Origin of the sequence: Bovifimicola ammoniilytica (assembly GCF_025567085.1) — a bacterium.
GTDB classification, from domain to species: Bacteria; Bacillota; Clostridia; order Lachnospirales; family Lachnospiraceae; genus Bovifimicola; species Bovifimicola ammoniilytica.
The window spans coordinates 138790-161132 of record NZ_JAOQJN010000006.1; the positions used below are offsets into that span (position 1 = coordinate 138790).

Annotated in this window: 25 protein-coding genes and 1 pseudogene; all 26 read left to right on the top strand. The window is 44.6% G+C overall.

Going from position 1 to position 22343, the window contains the following annotated elements; all coding sequences use genetic code 11:
* Positions 1-70 precede the first annotated feature (70 nt).
* The 26 genes and pseudogenes from OCV48_RS09400 (at position 71) to OCV48_RS09520 (ending at position 22320) form a co-directional block, all read left to right on the top strand.
* Positions 71-382 (top strand): hypothetical protein, encoded by a 312-nt coding sequence (locus OCV48_RS09400; protein WP_004614509.1) that lies wholly within the window; start codon positions 71-73, stop codon positions 380-382.
* A 16-nt stretch (positions 383-398) separates the two neighbouring features.
* Complete coding sequence (locus tag OCV48_RS09405; protein ID WP_024852684.1) at positions 399-677, top strand: DUF4314 domain-containing protein; 279 nt, start codon at positions 399-401, stop codon at positions 675-677.
* 56 nt (positions 678-733) lie between these two features.
* Positions 734-1720: a type IV secretory system conjugative DNA transfer family protein gene (locus OCV48_RS14080; protein ID WP_394803263.1), complete on the top strand. Its 987-nt coding sequence runs from the start codon at positions 734-736 to the stop codon at positions 1718-1720.
* Positions 1689-3557: a recombinase family protein gene (locus tag OCV48_RS09410; protein WP_055163286.1), complete on the top strand. Its 1869-nt coding sequence runs from the start codon at positions 1689-1691 to the stop codon at positions 3555-3557. Before OCV48_RS14080 ends, OCV48_RS09410 begins: the two co-directional genes overlap by 32 nt.
* Positions 3554-3952 carry a TnpV protein gene (locus tag OCV48_RS09415; RefSeq protein WP_055163287.1) on the top strand — a complete coding sequence of 133 codons (399 nt, stop codon included), beginning with the start codon at positions 3554-3556 and terminating at the stop codon, positions 3950-3952. The genes OCV48_RS09410 and OCV48_RS09415 overlap by 4 nt, the downstream gene beginning before the upstream one ends.
* Complete coding sequence (locus OCV48_RS09420; RefSeq protein WP_055163288.1) at positions 3953-4234, top strand: DUF6809 family protein; 282 nt, start codon at positions 3953-3955, stop codon at positions 4232-4234. It abuts the gene before it with no gap.
* Positions 4235-4356: 122 nt separating this feature from the next.
* Entirely contained in the window at positions 4357-4635 is a 279-nt protein-coding gene (locus tag OCV48_RS09425; protein ID WP_070101529.1) for a hypothetical protein, read from the top strand.
* On the top strand, positions 4628-4918 hold the full coding sequence (locus tag OCV48_RS09430; RefSeq protein ID WP_055163289.1) for a hypothetical protein: 291 nt from the start codon (positions 4628-4630) through the stop codon (positions 4916-4918). The genes OCV48_RS09425 and OCV48_RS09430 overlap by 8 nt, the downstream gene beginning before the upstream one ends.
* Positions 4919-5134: 216 nt before the next feature.
* Entirely contained in the window at positions 5135-5383 is a 249-nt protein-coding gene (locus tag OCV48_RS09435) for a helix-turn-helix domain-containing protein (protein WP_055163290.1), read from the top strand.
* Positions 5383-6051, top strand: a complete 669-nt coding sequence (locus tag OCV48_RS09440; protein ID WP_055163291.1) for a response regulator transcription factor — start codon at positions 5383-5385, stop codon at positions 6049-6051. The genes OCV48_RS09435 and OCV48_RS09440 overlap by 1 nt, the downstream gene beginning before the upstream one ends.
* A gap of 1 nt (position 6052) precedes the next feature.
* Positions 6053-7060, top strand: coding sequence for a sensor histidine kinase (locus tag OCV48_RS09445; RefSeq protein WP_055163292.1), 1008 nt, complete (start codon positions 6053-6055; stop codon positions 7058-7060).
* 100 nt (positions 7061-7160) lie between these two features.
* The gene (locus OCV48_RS09450; RefSeq protein WP_055163293.1) at positions 7161-7841 is read left to right on the top strand and encodes an ABC transporter ATP-binding protein; all 681 of its coding nucleotides are present in this window, start codon (positions 7161-7163) and stop codon (positions 7839-7841) included.
* Complete coding sequence (locus OCV48_RS09455; protein WP_055163294.1) at positions 7841-10345, top strand: ABC transporter permease; 2505 nt, start codon at positions 7841-7843, stop codon at positions 10343-10345. The genes OCV48_RS09450 and OCV48_RS09455 overlap by 1 nt, the downstream gene beginning before the upstream one ends.
* 42 nt (positions 10346-10387) lie before the next feature.
* Positions 10388-10750: a hypothetical protein gene (locus tag OCV48_RS09460; protein WP_055163295.1), complete on the top strand. Its 363-nt coding sequence runs from the start codon at positions 10388-10390 to the stop codon at positions 10748-10750.
* 463 nt (positions 10751-11213) lie between these two features.
* The gene (locus tag OCV48_RS09465) at positions 11214-12449 is read left to right on the top strand and encodes a hypothetical protein (protein WP_055163297.1); all 1236 of its coding nucleotides are present in this window, start codon (positions 11214-11216) and stop codon (positions 12447-12449) included.
* A 60-nt stretch (positions 12450-12509) separates the two neighbouring features.
* Complete coding sequence (locus OCV48_RS09470) at positions 12510-13130, top strand: CHC2 zinc finger domain-containing protein (protein ID WP_055163298.1); 621 nt, start codon at positions 12510-12512, stop codon at positions 13128-13130.
* A gap of 16 nt (positions 13131-13146) precedes the next feature.
* A complete protein-coding gene (locus OCV48_RS09475; protein WP_227589489.1) occupies positions 13147-14412 on the top strand; it encodes a virulence-associated E family protein in 1266 nt (421 codons plus the stop codon).
* Between the two features lie 252 nt (positions 14413-14664).
* Positions 14665-14853 carry a transposon-encoded TnpW family protein gene (locus OCV48_RS09480; RefSeq protein ID WP_055163299.1) on the top strand — a complete coding sequence of 63 codons (189 nt, stop codon included), beginning with the start codon at positions 14665-14667 and terminating at the stop codon, positions 14851-14853.
* Between the two features lie 30 nt (positions 14854-14883).
* A pseudogene (locus tag OCV48_RS09485) lies at positions 14884-15711 on the top strand (VirD4-like conjugal transfer protein, CD1115 family); the annotation flags it as partial.
* 99 nt (positions 15712-15810) lie between these two features.
* Positions 15811-16116, top strand: coding sequence for a glutamyl-tRNA amidotransferase (locus tag OCV48_RS09490; protein ID WP_330620031.1), 306 nt, complete (start codon positions 15811-15813; stop codon positions 16114-16116).
* 87 nt (positions 16117-16203) lie between these two features.
* Positions 16204-17046 carry a hotdog family protein gene (locus tag OCV48_RS09495; RefSeq protein ID WP_195369207.1) on the top strand — a complete coding sequence of 281 codons (843 nt, stop codon included), beginning with the start codon at positions 16204-16206 and terminating at the stop codon, positions 17044-17046.
* Positions 17047-17050: 4 nt separating this feature from the next.
* Positions 17051-17410 (top strand): DUF4313 domain-containing protein, encoded by a 360-nt coding sequence (locus OCV48_RS09500; protein WP_394803264.1) that lies wholly within the window; start codon positions 17051-17053, stop codon positions 17408-17410.
* Positions 17411-17485: 75 nt separating this feature from the next.
* Entirely contained in the window at positions 17486-17926 is a 441-nt protein-coding gene (locus OCV48_RS09505; RefSeq protein WP_015513337.1) for a PrgI family protein, read from the top strand.
* A complete protein-coding gene (locus tag OCV48_RS09510; RefSeq protein WP_006426971.1) occupies positions 17913-20249 on the top strand; it encodes a VirB4-like conjugal transfer ATPase, CD1110 family in 2337 nt (778 codons plus the stop codon). The genes OCV48_RS09505 and OCV48_RS09510 overlap by 14 nt, the downstream gene beginning before the upstream one ends.
* The gene (locus OCV48_RS09515) at positions 20249-20599 is read left to right on the top strand and encodes a hypothetical protein (RefSeq protein WP_006426970.1); all 351 of its coding nucleotides are present in this window, start codon (positions 20249-20251) and stop codon (positions 20597-20599) included. The genes OCV48_RS09510 and OCV48_RS09515 overlap by 1 nt, the downstream gene beginning before the upstream one ends.
* Before the next feature lie 29 nt (positions 20600-20628).
* Complete coding sequence (locus OCV48_RS09520; protein ID WP_006426969.1) at positions 20629-22320, top strand: lysozyme family protein; 1692 nt, start codon at positions 20629-20631, stop codon at positions 22318-22320.
* Positions 22321-22343: the final 23 nt, after the last annotated feature.

Here is a 22343-nt window from a genome sequence, read left to right on the forward strand (position 1 = left end):
GGACGGTTGGAGTAGCTATTACGGAGGTCTTGTGATATGGTTGGTGTAACAAAAAAAGGAGGTCAGCCAGATGACAAAATACTATTTGAAGATGGATAACATTATGAAAAATATGTTCGTGGTGGCACTGAATGATGAGCTGCAGGCACAGAGTGAGCAGGATGAATGTTTGGAAGAAACGAAAGCTCTTCTGAAAAAAGTAAGTGAATACGACCTCGCCCAGAAACGGCTGCAGATTACAGCCGGGGAACAAAGGCAGATCCGTAAGGCACTGAACAGGCTTAGAAGTAAATATCTTGCAGCCGGAAGATATAGTGATGGAATAGATAAAATCATTATTCAGGTTGCAAAACCGAATACCACCAGACACATGTTCTGGTAGAGAAAGGAGTGGTTGATTGGTCATTTATTCAAGAGAAAAAGTGGCAAGACTTAGAGAACAGTATCCGGCAGGAACAAGAATCTGTCTGAATTCGATGGACGGAGAAGCGGGTATGCCGCAGGGACTGGAAGGAACTGTGCAGTATGTGGATGATGCAGGCCAGCTTGGTGTTAAGTGGGACAACGGCAGAAGTCTCTCACTGATACCGGGAGTGGATTCCTTTCATAAGAAAGAAGGACAGGGACATCCAGAAGAAAAGCCACGCAAGAAAAGAGAATCTGACTTGCAGAGATAAGTACAAAAAAGCAGGACTGGGTTCTGTATCTTGTCTTTCTGCCATTTGTCTGGTGGGTGGCAGCGATTACCGCTTGTGCCATTACACCGGATAAGAATTTTATTCAAATTTTAGAAACGCTGAGCGAAAAACTCGAACAGCCGTTTTTTATCACGTATGCACCGTATACGTTCAAATGTATTCTGATATTCACAGCAGCCTATTTCTTAGGCATTGGTATTTATGAATCCCAAAAAAGAAATTATAGAAGAGGCGTGGAACATGGTTCCGCAAAATGGGGCAACGTGTCCGAAATCTGCAGACGTTACTGCGAAAAGCAGTACACGAATAATCTGCTTCTGACACAGCATTTCCGCATGGGACTGGATGGATATAAGCATAAACGAAATTTAAATGTGCTGGTAGTCGGAGGTTCCGGGGCAGGAAAGAGCCGGACCTATGCGATTCCGAACATCATGCAGTGCAACTGCTCGATGGTGATCACAGATCCGAAAGCAGAACTTCTGCGCAAAACAGGAGGTGTTCTGGAACGGAATGGATATGAAGTCCGGGTTTTTGATTTGATCAATCCGGAGACTTCCTGGTGTTATAACCCGTTTGCGTATGTCCGGGATGATAAGGATGTACTGAAGCTGATCAATAACCTGATCCGCAACACAACACCGAAGGGAGCGCAGAGCTCAGACCCGTTTTGGGAGAAGTCCGAGACTGCACTTTTACAGGCACTTATGCTGTATTTGCTGCATGAAGCTCCACCAGAAGAACAGAACTTCCCGATGATCATGGAAATGCTTGGAAGCGCACAGGTCAAAGAAGATGATGAGGATTACCAGTCACCATTGGACATTTTGTTTGAAAGACTGGAAATGCGGGACCCAGAGAGTATTGCGGTCAAGCAGTATGCCATTTATAAGCAGGCGGCTGGTGTTGTATGCTTTAAGAGACTTATTCATCACGATATGAGTAAGTCTCTTAAAACATATAAGGCTACAAAGCAGAAAGGAGACCCCCATGAGCAAACAGAAAATAACCGCCCTGTATGAGCGTTTGAGCCGTGACGATGAACTGCAAGGCGAGAGTAATTCCATATCCAATCAGAAAAAATTATTGGAGGAATACGCCGCACAGCAAGGCTTTACAAACTGTGTCCACTTTACGGACGATGGAATAAGCGGGACTTGTTTCGATAGACCCGGCTTTCTTGATATGATGCGGCAAGTCGAAGCCGGAAATGTGGACTATCTGTGCATTAAGGACATGAGCCGTCTGGGGCGTGATTATCTCAAAGTCGGTCAGATTATGGAGATTTTACGCCAGAGAGGTGTCCGTCTCATTGCCATCAATGACGGTGTGGACAGTGCCAGAGGAGACGATGATTTTACCCCTTTTCGCAATATCATGAACGAATACTACGCCAGAGACACAAGCCGCAAAATCAAGTCCACTTTCAAGACCAAAGGCATGACAGGCAAGCATCTGACAGGGACGGTCATTTATGGTTATCTCTGGAATGAGACGAGAGACCAATGGATTGTTGATGAATACGCCGCCGAGGTTGTCAAGCGTATTTTTGCTATGACGATTGACGGCTACGGACCGTATCAGATTGCAAAGAAGCTGTCCGAGGACAAGATACTCATTCCCTCTGCCTACCTTGCACAGCATAACGAGGGCGTGAACAAAAACAAGACTTTCAAGGATGTGTACGGTTGGGGTTCTTCCACTATCGTCAATCTGTTGGACAAGCGTGAATATCTCGGTCATACCGTCAATTTCAAGACCCGAAAGCACTTTAAGGACAAGAAAAGCCATTATGTCCCGGAGGACGAATGGACGATTTTCGAGAATACCCACGAAGCCATTATCAGCCAAGAGACTTTCGACCTTGCACAGAAAATCCGAAGCAAGGTCAGACGATACCCCGATGGATGGGGCGAAGCTGCTCCCCTCACAGGCTTGCTCTACTGTGCCGATTGCGGCGGCAAGATGTATGTCCACCGCACTAACAACGGCAAGCGTATCTCTCAATACACTTGCTCACAGTACACAAAAGTCCCTTGTGGAACGCTCTGCAAGACACAGCACCGTATCAATGAAGATGTGGTACTTTCCCTTGTCTCCGATATGCTCCGAGCCATAGCCGAGTATGCAAAGCATGAGCGAGCCGAGTTTGTCCGAGTGGTACAAGAAGCACAGTCCAGTCAGCAGACAAGCGAGGTCAAGAAGCAACGCACAAGGCTTGCTACGGCAAAACAGCGTGTTTCAGAACTGGAAGTTTTGCTCTGTAAAATTTATGAGGACAATGTATTGGGCAAGCTCCCCGATGCCAGATATGCCGTTCTGGATGCACAGTACGCAAAGGAACAGGCGGCACTTACCGCCGAGATTGCAACACTTGAAAAGGCTGTCGGAGATTATGAGAAGCATGAGAAATCCGCAGACCGCTTTATCGCTCTGATTGACAAGTATCAGAACTTCGACAAGCTGACAAATACCATGCTCAATGAGTTTGTCGATAAAATCCTTGTCCATGAGCGAGCCAGAAAAGGCAGTCGAGAGACTACGCAAGAGGTTGAAATCTTCTTTAACTTTGTCGGGCGTTTCGTCCCTCCGGCATTTGCCGAAGTGGAGCTTACACCGGAAGAATTAGAGGAAATCCGCAAGCGTGAGGAACGCAAGGACAAACTTCATCAGAACTACTTGAAGCGTAAAGCCAGCGGTGCCCAGAAGCGTTATGAGGACAAAATCAAGGCGGCAAAGAAAGCCGAGATGGACGAAAAGAAAAATGCCATTCGAGCCGAGGATATTGCAAGGGGCGTATTTATCCCTGTCAGCAATCTTCCGAAGCGAGAACCACAGAAAGGAGCTATCACAGCATGAACGAACTGAAAGCGAGAATCCATGAAAACGGCATTGACTATGTCCTTGTGGGAGATTACTATGTGCCGGATTTGAAGCTGCCGGAGGAAAAGCGACCTATCGGGCATTGGGGCAGACTTCACAAAGCCTATTTGCAGAACTACCGCCCCACCGTTTACAACGAGCTTGTTTTGTCCTGTCGGCTTCATTCCGTCCTTGCGGATCTGAACGAACAGGCAAATGACCGCTTCTCTCTGATTATGGAGCAGATGGCAAGAGCCGAGGGCGTGACAGAGCAAATGAAAGCGGAAAATCAGATGTTGTGGGTGCAGTCTATGAACTCTATCCGCAACCGAGCCGAGGAAATTGTCAAGCATGAAATGATTTACTGCCATTATAGCGGAGGGGGTGATTAAATGATTATGGAAGCGATTTTCGGCGGCGATATGTACCCATTGGAGAACATTGTACCGCAACAGGACGGCTACAAGGCAGAGGTCAAAGCCATTGCCGACCTTATGGACGAACTGGCGAACAGGTTTTCAAAAGCTGACTTTTCCAAAGTGGAGGAGCTTCATCAGCGAATGACGATTATTCAGCAGTACGAAAGCACCGAGCATTTTAAGTGCGGACTGTCCACAGGATTGCTACTTATGAAAGAAGCCTATGAATATCCACTCAATCCCAAAGAGGATTAAAAAAACAAGGTCTGAACCCGACAATTTAATACCGTAATTCAAGCGGCAAGTGTTTCGTTCTTCGTGAAATGCTTGTTGCTTTTATTAACCTTAAATCTTAATCTTTCAAGGAGGAACCCACTATGAATATGAACATCAATGAAAAGAAAGCTCTTTATGCTTTTGGCTGTCCGAATCGAGAAGCGACCGTTCAACGCTTGCGTCTTGTGGCTGCACTTGCTCCCGACCCTGCGGCTAAGAAGCTGTTTTTCGCTCTGGCAGTCAAGTTGAATGACAAGGACTGTGACCGTTGGTATCGCTGTTTCTTCTACAACATGAGGGTGGAAATGGAACGCTTTGCTCACCACAAGTATGTGCCGGACAGCTATCCTGTTCCGATTATGGAGGGGCTTTATGAGTAAGCTGACGAAGTATGAGAAAGAAACAATCGTCCTGTTTAATGAAGCAGACGAAGAAGCTCATATCCAGACTTACAATGCCGGACTTCGGAAACGCCTTGAAGCGTTCAGCAAGAAGTACCCCGACCTCTGCCGTTTGGATATGAGTATGGGGCAAGGCGGTGTGTCCTATTGGATTGACAAGTCCAGATTGTCTATCCGCTTTCAGCCGCCCATGAGCGAGGAACGCAGACGAAAAGCAAGCGAATTGGCGAAGCAAAACGGTTTTAACGGTCAGAACGGATAATGTAGCTTTTCGGGTCTGTTTGCGGTCAAAATGTCGGGTCTGTACCCGATGTTTTGACTGTTACATATCGTCAAGGTATAAAGTCCTTACCTACCCAAAAAAGGAAAAGTATGCGTTATGGAGCTAATATGAACTACGAATTTACCGCAAGAGTGTTGATTTATTCACACTTGCGTGATATAATAATAGAATATGTAAGCACAAGGAGGGTAAGCTATGGCGGTAACATATAAAAAGTTGTTTCATTTAATGATTGACAAGGGTATGAGCAATGCGGAATTGATGGAACAGGCAGGTTTTAGTGCCAACATCATAACCCGATTGAAACGAGATAATTACCTTTCCCTTGACACCATCGAAAAGATATGCAACACACTCCATTGCGGAGTTGATGATATTCTTGAATTTATACCTAACGAAAAAGGCAATGATGCCAGAAATCCTTTCAGCAAGGAGAATACATGATGAGTAAATTATTATTAGTGGAGGATGACCAAAGTATCGTATCCTCATTATCGGACTATTTAGGAAATGAAGGGTTCAAAATCGAAAGTGCTTCCGGGCAAAAAGAAGCAATAGAAAAATTGGATAACGACCAATACGATATAGCCTTGGTGGATATTCAATTATCAAATGGAAATGGCTTTTCTGTTTGTTCTGCAATTAAAGAAAGAGGAACTATGCCGGTTATTTTCTTAACGGCGTCTGATGATGAATATAGTGTTGTGGCAGGACTGGACATGGGAGCTGACGATTATATCAGTAAACCATTTAGACCAAGGGAGCTTCTTTCAAGGATCAACAGCGTATTAAGGAGAACTAAGAACACGCAAAACATTATCAGCTACCATGACTTAGTTGTGGACACAAATCAAGCAACCGTGGTAAAAAACGGAACAGAGATTTTATTGTCTGCTATGGAATATAAGTTGCTGTTAGTCTTTTTGCGTAACAAAGGTATTGTCCTTTCTCGCAGAAGATTGTTGGAGCTTTTATGGGACACTACCGGAGAGTTTATCAATGATAATACGCTGACTGTTTACATGAAAAGGCTGCGTGACAAAATTGAAACAAATCCACAGGAGCCGGAAATCATAATTACCGTTCGTGGGCTTGGCTATAAGGTGGGTTGATATGGACTTTATCAGAAATAAAGAAGTTAAAAGGCAGATTGTTGTCAGCAGTATTCTTATTCTATTTTGGGGCGGCATTGGCATTATCGTTGATAGCAAAGCTGTGTGGATTGTTCTGTCGGCTATCATTTCATCAAGTGCAGTTTCCCTCTTTTTTACATATCAGAGATACAAGAAAATTGCTGATTTTAGTTTGCATATTGATAGGCTGCTGCATGGAGATGAAACGATTTCTTTTGGGCAGTTTCAAGAAGGCGAATTATCTGTTTTACATGATGAAATATCTAAGATGACAAGACGACTTATTGAACAGGCAGAAGCTCTGAAAATGGAGAAAGGTAATTTGGCGAATGCTTTAGCCGATATTTCACATCAATTAAAAACACCTTTGACATCGCTGAATATCCTAAATGCTTCTCTGTGTAATGAGGAACTGACTGACGAAGAAAGGTATGAGCTGATCCGCAAACAGACTATGCTCTTATCAAGAATGGAGTGGCTGATAGCCACACTTCTGAAAATATCCAAGCTGGATGCAGGAACGATTACTCTAAAGCCACAGGAGATATACTTAAAAGATGTGGTAGAAAAAGCAATTCGTCCTCTGGAGATTGCGGCAGAATTAAAAATGCAGACAATAACGCAAGTGATTCCGGCAGAACTGAAACTTGCTCTTGATGCTGATTGGACTGCTGAAGCCTTGGGGAATGTAATTAAAAACTGTATCGAACATTCACCAGAGAGCAGCAGTATTGAAATCAAGGCAATAGAAAGACCTCTTTTGACACAGATAATTATAGCGGATAATGGAGCAGGTTTTCGGAAAAAGGATATACCGCATCTATTTGACCGATTTTATCAAGGAAGTGGCTCTACAATCGGTAATGCCGGTTTGGGGTTGGCTCTGGCAAAAACAATCATCGTCAATCAGGGCGGCGTCATCCAGGCGAAAAACCGGAAGTCAGGCGGTGCAGAATTTGAAATCTGCTTTTATCGGGGGACTGCTTAATGCAGCCCCTTTTTAAGTGACATTTTTGTAATGAAAAAGTAATGAAGCAGTCACTTGGCTTTGCTATACTGAATTGCAAAAATATATGGAGGAACTTTTTATGGAAATATTAAGAGTAGAGAATATCTGCAAAACCTATGAAATGGACAATGCTCCTGTCCATGCTTTGTCAGATGTTTCTTTTTCCGTCGATAAAGGAGAGTTTGTTGCAATCATTGGAGCATCTGGGTCTGGCAAGTCTACCCTGTTGCACATTTTAGGTGGTGTTGACAGACCAACTTCGGGAAAAGTATTTGTGGATGGACAGGATGTTTATGAGCAAAACGAAGATGAATTGGCTGTATTCAGAAGAAGGCAGGTTGGGCTTGTCTATCAGTTTTATAATCTGATCCCGGTTTTGACTGTCGAGGAAAATATCACGCTGCCGATTCGATTGGATGGGCGTAAAATCAATAAGGAGCGTTTGAAAGAACTGCTATCCACGCTCAAACTGGTAAAGCGTAGAAAGCACCTGCCAAGTCAGTTATCCGGCGGTCAACAACAAAGAGTGGCAATCGGACGAGCGTTGATTAACGCACCTGCGATTATCCTTGCGGACGAGCCGACGGGAAATCTGGACACGGAGAACACAAGGGATATTATGAAACTTCTGCGTGAATCCAATGAAGTCTATCGCCAGACAATGATCCTGATTACCCATGACCGTGAAATCGCAATGCAGGCAGACCGTATTCTGGAAATTCAGGATGGCAGACTTGTGAGGGATGAGGTGATACGCTGATGAATATGATTTTCACGCTTACACTCAGGAATCTGCTGTCGAATAAAAAGCGTACCCTACTCACACTTTTAACCATTCTTTTGTCAATCAGTATGATAACCGCTATTCTCTGTGGGGGATGGTCGTTGGTTGATTTTTTGAAAGAGAAAGAAAAAGTGTATGGTGGCGATTATGACTACTACATGGAGGATTTGACTTGGGAGCAGGTTCAAGAGCTATATAGTCAAAACAATGTAGGCGAGGTTTCGCTTCTCCGCTTTGCCGGAAACAGTTTTTACGGGGAGAAATCCAACAGTACAATGCTCTCCGTTGGCGAGATTGACGAGAACTTTACCCAAAGATTTTCGTTAAATCAGTATTTGCTTGCGGGGCGTTTCCCGCAAGATGAAAATGAGCTTGTTATTTCAGAATCTTTTTTGAAGAAAAACAATATGAACACAGAGATTGGAGATACGATTTCTTTAACCCTTGGTTCAAGAATTTGGGATGAATATAATGCCCAGCTTTCCGGGCTGACAAATTATAGGGGCGAAGAAGAAAGTTTCGTTCCAACGAAAGAGAAAGCGTATGTAGTTGTTGGTATTCTGTCAGATGTGAATGACTCAAAAATCGCAGCAAACTATAATGCCTTTGCAGGCGTTGACAAAACGGCATCCGATTTTGCTGCGTATGTCAAGGCAAAGAATTTATCCAATTCGATCTATACAGAAGCCGAAGAAGTGGCTGCGGCAGTAGACAGTCATGTAGCAAAGTTTCATTCTGAACTGTTAGTCTATCATGGAATTACCGGCGGCAAAGGAGCTGCCAAACTGATTGCTTTGGTAGTCATGGTCATTTGCCTTTTGATGGCTGCATCCGCTTCAATGATCAGCAACGCCCTCTCCATTTCCTTGCAGGAACGAATTAAGCAGATGGGAATGTTATCCAGTATTGGAGCCACAAAAGGGCAAAAACGCCTTAGTGTATATTTAGAAGCCTTTCTTTTGGGTGTGGTAAGCATACCTTTGGGATTGGTTGTCGGCATACTGCTGTCTGCTCTGTTGTTAAGTGTGGTCAGGGCAGCTTTTGGAGAAACATTCACTTTTGGCATTGTAGAACTGTCCTTAAAGGTAAACGGACTTATCCTACTCGTCAGCGGATTATCCGGCATTGCTTCTTTGTACTTCGGAAGCAGAAAGCCTGTGAAGCAAGCTGCTAAAATTACAGTTATTGAAGCTATCCGCCAGTCTAACAATGCGGTATCAAAAAAGAAATTCCGTGATGGAAAAATCGTTTCTTTGGTTTTTGGCATTTATGGTTCGCTGGCAGCTAAAAATATTAAGCGTAATCCAAAACGCTTCCGAGCAATTACTGGCTCTATTTTCTTGTCGGTGGTAATTGCCCTTTCCTTATACAGTTTGTCTGATTTTATGCTTTATCAGACATCCTTGGACATGAAGGAGGACGGTTCCTGTTATACTGATGTGATTTCGACGATTCAATACAAAGATATTCCTACCGCAATCGGGGCATTATCGGATGAAAATATCACTGCGGATGTTTCCTATTCTTTTCAGCGATATATGACTGCTGAATTTTCGCAGGAACAAATCAATCCTGATATGCAGGGATATTTTATCAATGGTACGAAAGCAGAGGTATATGTCGTAGGACTGGACGAAGAACATTTTACTTCCTTTTGTGAGGAAAATGGCTTTCATATTATGACTGGCAGCTCCAATCGTGGAATCCTGCTCAATCAGACAATGGGATATTATAATGCGGGTCAAAATCGAGTGATTGCAGGCTCCCCGTTTCTTATTGAACCGGGAACTGAAATCATTCCGTTGGGGGCATCCGAGGATGCCTTGCCGATTATCGTGGAAGAAATCGTTTCAGAAGAAAATGCAAATATCCAATCCATGTTTGTGAGAGATCGAGCTGTCCTCATTGTGCCTTTAAGTTATTTTAACTGGCTGATAGATGATAACGCCTATGTGGAAATGAGAATACAGACAGCACAGCATAAAGAAGCAATGGACTGTCTGGCTGACAGAGGATTTCCGCAAACTGTGGACATTGCAGCCGCAACGAATAATTCCAGACAGGTATATACGATTGCAAAACTGGTAATCTGCCTGTTCTCGATCCTGATGACGGTTATTATCAGTTTGAATGTTTGCAACACTATCTCAAATACAATTCATTTGAGAAGAAGCGAATTTGCTGTTCTGCGTTCTGTTGGTATGACTGCCAAAGGATTGAAATGTACGCTATTGCTTGAAGCTGTTTTGTACGGCGTAAAAGCATTGGTTCTTGCGTTGCCTGTGAGCTTTTTGATTCATTGTGCCATCTACTACTTCATATCGTCGGGTATGACACCATTTGCTTTTTATATCAACGGTGGTATTTATGCTCTTGCAGTTCTGGCGGTCGGTGCTATGGTATGTATCGCTATGCTGTTTGCTGTCAGAAGCGTATCAAAGGTGGAAATTGTAGAGGAACTGAAATTGAGCAATATGTAATCATTCAATCTAACAAAGCAACTGAAACGGAGGTAATAGAAATTGCGTAAAAAGAAACTGGTAAAGAGAGTTGCAGGCATTGCTTTGACTGTTGGTGTAGTTATACTTGCCATTGTATGTGTCGGTAAAGTAAATCGCATTCAGAACGAAAAAGATATTATTGGCACATGGAAGGATACAAATGCGGAGGAGGTATTTACCTTTCAAGAGAACGGGGAACTTGCTGTGAGTAAAGATATGCCCGATTCGGGTCTGTCCTGCGGTAACGCATCTTATGGTTTTTCTTACTCGGATATAATCTGCGTGACACAGGGAGATAGTAGTGTAGAATTTGAGATAGAAGTAGATCATGACGAATTGACAATCTTCTTTATGGGGCAAGAATACTTAGCGTTAGAAAGGTAATGGTAGAAACTCTCTTGTTTCGTAAAAACTGAATAGAATGAACAAACCAAAGGCGACTAACCGTAAAAAGTTGGTCGCTTTTGCTTTGCTCATTTGCAAAGCGGATGTGTCGGAAACGGCATATCCGAAAAGTGGAGAAATCCGATTTGACGAAATTGGACTTCTCCATTTTTTTGTGAAAGTCTCCGATGGAGAGTTTCGCAAAAACCGATGGACTGCAAATGTCGGCAGCTGACGATGTGAAGCAGTTTATCGGGCAGGAGTACAGAGGGCGGCAAGCCCTTTGTGCATGGGTACAGGGAATGCAATATCCCTGTGCAGGTCAAGGGCGGCAGCCTTGCCCAGTTAAGTGGCGTTTCGCCACTTAGTACTGGGTATTACTTGTCGCAAAATTGCAGCAAGGATGGCAGCTTCGCTGCCCCTTTCCCCTGCGGGGAAAATCTGAACGGAGGTTAGAAATGGTTTGAAATTAACAAGACACAACGGTCGCTCCGGCAAGCATGGCACTTACAACCCGAAGCACAATGACCGCACTTTTGATGTGAGCAACAGCGAACACATTGACGAAGAACGAGCCAAGCACAATGTCTATTGGGACTGCTTCAACGGCTATCGCACCTTTGCAGAGAAGCAAGTCCAGAGCGAGCTTGCAGACACTTTCGAGGAAGTGGAGGAACTGTTCTACTCCGCAAAATACGGTGCTTATGTCGAAGCACAGAACGCCAGAAACGATAAGAACAGGCACTCGGAACGCAACCGCACCACAACGGATTTGCTTAAAGACAAAAGGACTTGCCCGGAGGAAACCATCTATCAGATCGGAAAGATGGGCGACCATGTTTCGCCTGATGTTCTGCTGAAAGTCGTGACGGATTTCTTCGTGGAGATGGAACGGCGTTTCGGCTCTCATGTTCACATTCTGGATTGGGCATTACATCTGGATGAAGCGACACCGCACATTCAAGAACGCCATGTATTCGACTGTGAAAACCGCTACGGCGAGATTTGCCCACAACAGGAAAAGGCACTTGAAGCATTAGGCTTTGAACTGCCAGACCCCACCAAGAAGCAAGGCAGACACAACAACCGAAAAATGACTTTCGATTCTGCCTGTCGTGCCATGCTCTTTGATATTGCAAAAAGGCATGGTCTGCATTTGGAGCAAGAGCCGGAATATGGAGGGCGAGCCTATCTTGAAAAACAGGACTTCATTCTTGCCAAACAAAAAGAGCAGTTGGAGGTACAGGAGCAGAGATTAGAGGAACTGACTTTGAAAATCGAGGATGTGGAAACGCTGATTGATGATGTTGCCGATATTGCCTATGACAAGGCGGTGGAGGTCGTGACAGATACAGTCAGAGTGGAAACCCACAAGGAGGACATTCGGCTGATTGAGGAAACAAAGACATGGCTTCAATCGCCGGAACGCAAAGCACCGAAGAAAGAGCGTGACTATGCAATCAGCCGTTTGGATGGCGTGATTGGCAAAATCAAAAATGCCATGCAGTCTGCATTGCAGAAAATCCAGTCCAGACTTCTTTCGCCGGAGGTCAAGAAAACGAGCAAAGAGCAGATTAAGGAAAAGGTCAAGCCCTCCATCCTTGCCAGACTTGAAAGAAACAAGGAACTGGCAAAACAGGAAAATGAAGCGAGACGGAGCGAACACCGTCCGCACAAAAAACAGAATATGGAGCTTTAAGGCACTTGCCATTTTCGATTTGAGAATGACAGGTGCTTTTTCCATTTTGGGAGGTTGATAATGAATGTATTTGAAGCAGTAAAGCAGTCGGTCACGACAAGGCAGGCGGCAGAGTTTTACGGCTTTCGTGTAAACCGAGCCGGAATGATAGCCTGTCCGTTTCACAATGACCGCACACCGAGCATGAAAGTGGATAAGCGTTTTCATTGTTTCGGCTGCGGTGCGGATGGGGATGCCGTTGACTTTGTTTCCCGACTGTTTGAATTGCCGAGCAAAGAAGCCGCTATGAAACTGGCTGACGATTTCGGTATCGCTTATGACCGAAACGGCAAGCCGTCCATCGTGGCAAAAATCCGAGAGCCTACCGCCAAACAGAAGTTTGAAGCGGAGGAAAAACGGTGCTTTCGTGTGCTGTCCGATTACTTCCACAAGCTCCGAGCGTGGGAAAAGGACTATGCACCGAAGCAGCCAGAGGACGAATGGCATCCGCTATTTACAGAAGCCTTGAACAAGAGAGATTATATTGAATATCTCCTTGATATTTTGATTGACGGAACACTTGAAGATAGAAAGGCACTTGTAGCCGAGCAAAGAAACGAGGTGATGAAACTTGAACGAAGATTTGCAGACAGCCGCCAGAGAGGAAATTCGAGACCGATTAGAACTGACACAGCAAGGTAAGCCTGCGAATACCGCCATGAATTACAAGACGGTATTTCAGAATGACCCTCTACTGAAAGGTGCTATCCGCAAAAATCTGTTGACGGAACGCACCGACATTGTAAAGCCGCTTGGTTGGTATCGTGAAAGCTCCACTCTGACCGATGTGGATATTAAATATCTGCTTCTCTACTTTGAAGAACACTACGGCTTGACGGTTGAGAAGAAAATCGAGGATGCCGCATTGGTTATTGCCAACGAAAACCGCTACCACCCTGTCTGCGATTTTCTGAACGGCTTGGAGTGGGACGGACAGGAACGCATACGCTTTTGTCTGCACCGCTTTCTTGGGTCGGATGCCGATGATTATACCTATGAAGCCTTGAAGCTGTTTCTGCTTGGGGCAATCAGCCGAGCCTTTAAGCCGGGGTGCAAGTTTGAAGTCATGCTATGCCTTGTCGGAGGGCAAGGAGCCGGAAAGTCCTCTTTCTTCCGTCTGCTTGCGGTCAAGGACGATTGGTTTACCGATGACCTTAAAAAGCTGGATGATGAAAATGTGTACCGCAAAATGCAAGGGCATTGGATAATCGAGATGTCGGAGATGATAGCCACAGCCAATGCAAAGAGTATTGAGGAAATCAAGTCCTTTTTGAGCAGACAGAAAGAGACCTACAAAGTCCCCTATGAGACACATCCGGCAGACCGCAAGCGACAATGCGTGTTTGGCGGTTCGTCAAATACTCTGGACTTCCTACCCCTTGACCGCACAGGCAACCGCCGTTTCGTGCCGGTCATGGTTTACCCCGAAAGAGCCGAGGTGCATATCCTCGACAATGAGGAAGAATCCAGAGCCTACATTCATCAGATGTGGGCAGAAGCAATGGCGATCTACCGAAGCAGAGACTTCAAGCTGCGGTTTAGCCCGACAATGAATGAGTATCTGAAAGCACATCAAAGGGAGTTTATGCCGGAGGACACCAAAGCCGGACAGATACTTGATTATCTGGACAGCTACACAGGCAATGCCGTCTGCTCCAAACAGCTTTACAGAGAAGCATTGGGGCATGAGTATGACGAGCCGAAGCAATGGGAACTGCGAGAGATAAACGACATTATGAACAATGTTGTCAAAGGTTGGAAGTCTTTCAGCAATCCGAGACACTTCCCGAAGCCGTATCTTCGTCAGAAAGGTTGGGAGCGTGAGTTGCCCGACAACGGAGAAGCTGACAACGGAGACGGAAGATTTATTCCTCTCTCCGATGCGGAGCTTGAACAGATGGAACTGCCGGAGGGATGGCGATAGAAAATTGCTATCCTGTTGTCAGCTTGTTGCCGAGCCGGTTGTCAATCCCGTTGTCGGGCAAAATCCGAAAAAGCCTTGTCAAGACTGGACTTTTCTCTCTCTGACAACCTTGACAACCAAGATTTCAAAGAAAAAGTAAATAGTAAGCAATAAGAGCCGCCCGATAAGATAAAAGGTTTTTGAATGTCCGTTGTCAGGACTTCGTTGTCAGCCTTTCCTTGTCGGGCATTTTTCATTCACAGGAGGTATTGAATGACAGAAAACAGAAACACAGCAGCACAGACCACCACCCAGCACACCGCACCCACCGTCAGAAAGCAGATAAACGGCACGACCTATATCGTCCGTGTCCACTTCAACGAGAACGCCAGAGAGACAATGGAGGACAAAATCAAGCGTCTGCTTCGCAACGAGATTCAGCAAAATGTAACTTGTTTGTGAATTTGATGAAAAAGTCCTTGACTTTTCGTCTCTGGCAAGACTGCGAAGTCGATTTTGATATCGGTTGGTGTCCGTCTGGCAGCTTTCAACCTGAAACAGATCGCCAATCTGACCTGTACGGACGAACTGGATTTATACAGTATCGGGGAGAAAAAAGTAGCACTGTTTTGCTGTATTCCAGATGCGGACACCAGTATGAATTATCTGGTCGGCATGATTTACAGCAATCTGTTTCAGACACTGTATTATGTGGCAGACCGGAAGTACGGAGGAAGGCTTCCGATTCCGGTACACTGCATTATGGATGAATGGCCAAACGTAGCATTGCCGGATGACTTTGACAAGATTCTGGCAACCATGCGTTCCAGAGGGATTTCCTGCAGTATCATCATCCAGAACATTGCACAGATGAAAGCTTTGTTTAAAGATTCGTATGAGAGCCTTATCGGTAACTGCGATGAATTTTTATATCTGGGTGGAAATGAAAAAGAAGGACATAAGTATGTCTCGGAATTATTGGGAAAAGAGACATTGGATACCAATACCTACGGACAGACAAAAGGGCGTAGCGGCAGCTATTCGGTGAATTATCAGCAGACTGGAAGGGAACTTTTAACACCGGATGAAATACGGCTTTTAGATAACCGCAAAGCGATTTTGTTTATTCGTGGGGAGCGTCCGATCATGGACGATAAATATGATTTAAAAAAGCATGTGAATTTCAGATACACAGAGGACGGTGGTGCATCGCCTTATGATTATGCGAAAACACCACTGGCTCACGACGACCTAAAGATTGACATTAACAGATTAGACGACTACGAACTGCTGTCTACCGAGGACATTCTTGGTGAATAGCAGTTTTTTGATGGATTGGAGTGATGTGTATTGAAGAAACTTCTCACAGGAGAAAAAAATAGAATAAAAAAGAATACAACGAAAAAAATGACAACCCCGATGCCGATGGGGAGAAAGCAGAAGAAATGGATGGGGCTTTATATGACACTGGTTCTTATTGCAACCGTAGGGGCAACCACGGTGTTTGCAGCCGGAGATCCGCTGTCGGTAATCAATAACCTGTCTACATTCATCTTCTCGCTGATTCGTGCCATCGGCTTGATCCTGCTTGGATTTGGAGTGGTGCAGGTAGGACTGTCCTTGAAAAGCCATGATCCAAGCCAGAGGGCAAATGGATTTCTGACACTGGCCGGAGGCGTGATTATTACGTTCGCCAAAGAAATCCTGGATCTGATCATGGCGTAAGCCTCTTTGAAAAAAGATAGAAGGAAACCGCAGGAGTGCCGAAAGGCGCTCCTGTATTCAAAACCATTTTCTAGGAGGTGAGAATTTTTGAGTGATAACTGGATTGTACAGAATCTGAACTCGGCACTATCCACATGGAGTGAAAAGATGGCAGAACTTTGGACGCTGCTTACCGAAAATCCGGCAACTTTTAAAGGCGGCGGTATCTGGCGCATTATGACCAATATCAATGATGCACTGACAGCCATCGCTTATGGACTGCTGGTGCTGTTTTTCGCAGCCGGGATCATCAAAACCTGTGGGAGTTTTACGGACCTTAAGAAACCGGAACACGTATTAAAAGCATTTATCCGGTTTGCACTGGCGCAGGGGGCAATCACCTATGGGATGGAGCTGATGCAGGCACTGTTTTCCATCGTGCAGGGAATCGTGACAACCGTAATGAGCGGCTCCAGTATGGCAGGAAGCGTGACGGAACTGCCGACAGAGATCGTAGATAAGATCGAAAGTGTGGGAATGCTGGAATCTATCCCATTATGGATCGTGACACTGCTTGGAAGTCTGCTGATCACAGTACTGTCGTTTGTCATGATCCTGACGGTGTATGGCAGGATGTTCAAGATCTATATGTATACCGCAATCGCCCCGATCCCGATCTCCTCGTTTGCAGGAGAACCTACACAATCCATCGGAAAGAACTTTCTCCGTTCTTATGTGGGTGTGTGTCTGGAAGGGGCAATTATTGCACTGGCGTGTATTATCTTTTCTGCTTATGCGGCAAGCCCTCCGGCTGTCGGAGATACAGAGCTGAGTGCAGTTACAATCGTGTGGAACTATGTGGGAGAACTGGTATTTAATTTACTGGTGTTGGTTGGAGCAATTAAGGCATCTGACCGTATTGTCAGAGAAATGATGGGACTTGGAGGCTAAAAATATGGATACAAAGAAAACATTAAGATATAACTGGGAATTCGGATGTGAGACAGTAGCGATACGAGTGAGCTCTTATCGGAACAATGGAAATTTATATGTAGGACTCTGCCATAAGGAAGGGAGAGAATGGGAAGATTTTGGAGATGTAACCATTAATCTGCCCTATCAGTTCTTAGAGCCAAATGAGGCTTTTATAACAGGAGATTTTACCAAGGATATGCTTCATTTTATCAAGGAACATAAACTTGGAAAAGTGTTGAATGAAACAGGAAGATCAGGATATGCAACCTATCAGAAGGTAGCGTTTGATCTAGCAAGACTTGCGGAATTTGATCCGGAAGGCGTTGCAGAACATTGTTGATTTGCCGGGATAGAAGTACCAAAAGAAAAACCACAGAAAACGAAGAAACAAAACAGGGGAGAGGAACGATAATTTATGGAAGTAAAGATGAACAAAGAAATCAGGGACTATCAGGAATCCATGTTTATGGGACTGGACCTGAGACAATGTGTGTGTTCTGTTCTTGCGATTCTTACAGCAGTCGGAATTTACTTTGGAATGCGTGATATTACCGGACAGGAAATAACCGGATGGCTGTGTGTGCTTGGTGCTGCTCCATTTGCTGCCTGTGGCTTTTTCAAATATCATGGTATGACAGCCGAACAGTTTTTATGGGCAGTGATCAAATCCGAATTGCTGTATCCGAAGAAACTGGTGTTTCAGTCGGAAGATATCTACTACTCCTGCATGCAGGAGACCATCTCGCTGGGAGAAAAGAATCAAAAGGATGGAGCAGAAATCATAAAAGAGCGGGAGCAAAAAGCAGAAGCAAAACAGAGAAAGAAACGCAAGGGAAGGAGTGATGCCTTTGATTAAAACCTTAAGTCAGGCACTTCGGATGGATAAGGAACGCTTCAAAGTTCCGAAATCCGTCCAACAGGCAATTCCCATCCAGCGAATCTGGCCGGATGGAATTTTTCAACAGGGAACGAAATTCTCAAAAACATATCGTTTTACAGATATCAACTATTATATTGCGAGTAAGGACAATAAGACAGAAATGTTTCTGGATTATTCTGAACTCTTAAATTCACTGGATTCCGGCATTTCTGCCAAAATTACCATCAATAACCGGAGAATCAATAAAGAAGAATTCGAAAAGTCTATTCTGCTTCCAATGAAGGAAGATGGACTGGACCACTATCGGGAAGAATACAACGAAATGCTCCTGTCTAAGATTACAGGAACAAACAACAGCATCTATCAGGAACGGTATCTGACCGTCAGTGTACATAAAAGATCGATTGATGATGCAAGAACCTATTTTGCACGTATCGGAACAGACATCGTAACACATCTGGCAAAGTTATCGTCCACAGCAGAAGGACTGGACGCAGAGAGCCGGCTCCAGATTTTCAGGGATTTCTTCAAGGGAGATGTCCCACAGGCATTCCCATTTGATCTGAAACAATTTGCCAAGAAGGGAACAAGTTTCAAGGACTGGATGTGTCCGGATTCTATGGAATTTGAACGTGACCATTTTAAAATCGGTGACAGGTACGGAAGAGTCCTGTATATGCAGGATTATGCAAGTTATGTTAAAGATGACATGATTTCAGAACTGTGTGACTTCAGCCGGAATCTGATGTTGTCGATTGATATCCTGCCAGTCCCTACGGATGAAGCGGTAAGGGAAATCCAGAACCGACTGCTTGGTGTGGAAACTAACGTGACCAACTGGCAGAGAAGGCAGAACGCTAATAATAACTTCTCGGCAATCGTACCATACGATATGGAACTTCAGAGAAAAGAAACCAAGGAAATGCTCGATGATCTGACAACCAGAGACCAGCGTATGATGTTCGGGATTTTGACAATGGTACATCTGGCAGACAGCAAAAAGCAACTGGATTCCGATACGGAACTGATTCTGTCAATCGCAAGAAAGCATCTGTGTCAGATGGCAACATTAAAGTGGCAGCAAGTGGACGGACTCAATACAGTGCTTCCTTATGGACTGCGAAAGATCAATGCCCTGCGTACACTGACAACGGAATCAACGGCTGTTTTAATCCCGTTCCATACACAGGAAATCCTGCAGCCGGGAGGTATCTATTATGGGCAGAATGCAGTCAGCAAGAACCTTCTGGTAGCCGACCGGAAGAAACTGATGAATGGAAACAGTTTCCGGTTGGGTGTCAGTGGATCAGGAAAGAGCTTTTCAGCAAAAGAAGAGATTGTGCATCTGGCATTGAGTACCGATGACGATATCCTGATTCTTGATCCGGAGTCCGAATTCACAAAATTAGTAGAGGCCTTGGGTGGACAGGTTGTAAAAGTATCTGCGACATCAGACAATCACTTGAATGCAATGGATATGGACGCAGCCTACGGAAATGAAAAGAATCCACTGATTGAAAAATCGGAGTTTATTCTGTCTGTATTTGAACAGTTGGTTGGAGCAGGAAACCTGTCGGCAAAAGAAAAGTCGATTCTGGACCGCTGTGCTGCAGATGTGTACCGGGATTATATCCGAAGTGGTTATACCGGAGAAGTTCCGACATTGAAAGATATGTACCGACAGCTGATGTTACAGCCGGAAGAAGAGGCAAGAGGACTGGCATTATCATCCGAACTTTTTATCAATGGAAGCCTGAACACCTTTGCACAGCCGACCAATGTGAATAAGAAGAACAGGATCATGGATTATGACATCCGGGAACTGGGGGAACAGCTTATGCCTCTTGGAATGCTGGTTACCTTAGACAGTATTTTCAACAGGGTAATTCAGAACTGGAAAGAAGGAAAAACGACATGGATATTTGCCGATGAGTTCTATCTGTTATTCCGCTATGAATACAGTGCAAATTTCTTCTACCGACTGTACAAGAGAATCAGAAAATACAATGGATTCGTGACAGGTTTAACCCAAAATGTTGAGGAACTTCTGAAATCGGACACTGCAAGACTGATGTTGGCAAACAGTGAGTTTTTGATTCTTTTGAATCAGGCAAGTACAGACAGGGAAGAACTGGCAGCTCTTTTGAATATTTCCGAAAACCAACTGTCCTATATTACAAATGTATCGGTCGGCAGTGGTCTGATCCGTTGCTCTGGGAATATCGTACCATTTGAGAATACATTCCCAAAGAATACAGACCTTTATAAACTAATGACAACAAAACCGGGAGAATCATAATGAAGAAAAAAGAAGAAGTAACGATAACTTTTTATGCTGCAGAGTGCGGTGAGTTCCATGATTTAGGAGAATATACAAAATGCAGAACGCTGGAAGAGGCATATAAAAAGTACCAGAAATATTGTAGAACATCTGCCAATATGTGTCCGGCTATTGAGTTTTCTATTCATGATCCAGAATCAATTTATTCAGACATGGAATATCCATTACCGTTGTCATCAAAAGACAGGGGAGACTTGGAACTTGTGCCATATTACAACGAACATCCACTGGTAAATGAGGCAATCAGACAGGTGGAGCAGTTGCAGAAACAGCAGGAAAAAAAGAAACATCGGGATGTTGCCCGATGAGATAAGAGATACGGAAAGAGGGTGACCGGATGAAAGATATCAAGGAACGGGTAAGGGATAAGAATCCGAAGATTCGAAATCCGGCTGCCCGACTTCCGAAAGAACTGGTTCGCTCAGCGGTTCTGGAAGCAAAAGAAAAGCCAAGGGAACTACATGAAAAAAGCAGTGGGCAGTCAGAATCCCCAACACAGTATGGAACTGAAAAAATAGAATCCGTACAGTACAGAGCGGCGAGTGTGGCAGGAAAAAGTATAGGGAAAACCACATATCAAGGTGGAAAAAAACTTGCTGGAGTGACCTACAGGAAGATAAAGGAAAGAAAAAGCAGACAGGAAGAAGCGAAAGCTGCCGAAGAAGCAATGGAGCAGGGGGCAGAAAGCGGAAAGAAATTAATCAAGTTGAAACCGGAGCAGGCAGCACTTGCCAAGGAGAATGGTAAACGGCAGGTGAAAGCAGCACCGAGAGTGGTAAAAGTATCCGGTCTGTCTCAAGAAAAAATAAAGACACAGGCATCCATGCAGAAACAGCAGATGGAAAAAAGTCTTCAGGCGATGCAGAAAGCAAGAGCAGCCCAGATGGCAAGAAAGTCAGCACAGGCATCGGCAGAAAGTGGAAAAGCAGTCCTTCAGGTAACTGGAAAGGGTTCAAAGTTATCCGTACAGGGAATTACAGCAGCGATTCAAAAAGGGGTAGTAGCTCTTGAAAAAATGGGAAAATGGATTGCTGCCGGAGGTAGTGCATTTCTTCTGGTATTTATTCTGATTGTGGGAATCATTGCAGGAGCAGCTTTCAGCAGTAATTCGGAAAGCTCCGAATCCCTAAGTGAAGAAGTGCTTGCGTATACTTCTGTGATACAGCAGTATGCATCCCAATACGGCATTCCGGAATATGTGTCTGCGATACAGGCCATCATGATGCAGGAATCTGGAGGCAGGGGAACAGACCCGATGCAGTGTTCGGAAAGTCCATATAATACAAGATTCCCACACACTCCTGGTTCTATTACTGATCCGGATTATTCGATAGAGGTTGGAGTACAGACCTTTGCAGACTGTATCAGACAGGCAGGATGCAGCAGTCCACAGGATCTGGACAAGCTGAAACTTGCATGGCAGGGATATAACTATGGAAATGGCTACATAGGATGGGCATTGCAAAGAGGCGGTTATACAGAAGCCAATGCATTGCAGTTTTCACAGGAACAGGCAGCTTCGCATGGATGGAGCAGTTACGGAGATCCCCAATACGTTCCCCATGTGATGCGGTATTATTCCGGTGGCAGCCTGTTTGCTGGTTTGTTTGGTAATCAGCAGATTGTGTCGGTTGCAATGGGGCAGCTTGGAAACAGTGGCGGTCAGAAGTTCTGGAGCTGGTACGGATTTGACAGTCGGGTAGAATGGTGTGCCTGTTTTGTAAGCTGGTGTGCGGATCAGAGCGGTCTGATTGCAAGTGGGAATGTTCCTAAATTCTCATTGTGCAGTGATGGAGTGTCCTGGTTTCAGGGAAAGAATAAGTGGCAGAGTGGCGGAACAACTCCGACAGCTGGAATGATCATCTTTTTTGACTGGGATCATGATGGAACATCGGATCATGTAGGAATAGTAGAAAAGTGTGAAGGTGGAAGAGTTTACACGATTGAGGGAAATTCCAGTGATCAGGTACGGCAGAGAAATTATGCAGTAGATTACAGTTCTATAATGGGATATGGGGTGATAAATTGATGGTTTCTTTCATAATTTGTTAA